Annotated in this window: 2 protein-coding genes; one reads left to right on the forward strand and one right to left on the reverse strand. The window is 46.4% G+C overall.

Going from position 1 to position 577, the window contains the following annotated elements:
• On the reverse strand, positions 1-125 hold a 125-nt coding region (locus ACS8YF_RS19990), incomplete at its 3' end, for a hypothetical protein (RefSeq protein WP_001390330.1).
• A gap of 228 nt (positions 126-353) precedes the next feature.
• Between ACS8YF_RS19990 and ACS8YF_RS19995 the strand changes: the two genes are divergently transcribed.
• The coding region (locus ACS8YF_RS19995) for a glutathione S-transferase N-terminal domain-containing protein (protein WP_440851812.1) at positions 354-577 on the forward strand (224 nt) is incomplete at its 3' end.

A 577-nucleotide genomic window follows, 5' to 3' on the forward strand; every position in this document is an offset into this window, starting at 1 on the left:
CCGCCGGGGCACACCGAACAGGCCACGCCGGTGGGGGCACCAATGCGCACCCCGGCTGAACCCTGAACAATGCTACCGCCATACTGCGTCATGTCGCCCTGACGCGCTGCCGGTTTTCCGCTCATCTGCTCATCCTTGTTTTATCGGGTTATTTGTCTGCTTCCAGGCAAAACCCTACAGATTTATAAGAAAGCCTTAAGTGAGATATCCATCAGATAGAAACAATTAGGAAAATATTTATATCACCAAGATAAATATGTGATTTATTTGGAAGTAACAAACCATCAACATTTTCTGCCCTTTTTCCCATCACCAGGCCATACTGATATTTTTCCTCGCACAAAGGACTCGGCATGAAACTCGTCGGTAGCTACACCAGCCCGTTTGTACGCAAACTTTCTATTCTGTTGTTAGAAAAGGGCATAACTTTCGAATTTATTAATGAACTGCCCTATAACGCGGACAACGGCGTGGCGCAATTTAACCCGTTAGGAAAAGTGCCGGTGCTGGTGACCGAAGAGGGCGAATGTTGGTTTGATTCGCCGATCATCGCTGAATATGTTGAATTAATGAATGT

Origin of the sequence: Salinisphaera sp. SWV1, assembly GCF_052044155.1 — a bacterium.
GTDB lineage: Bacteria > Pseudomonadota > Gammaproteobacteria > Nevskiales > Salinisphaeraceae > Salinisphaera.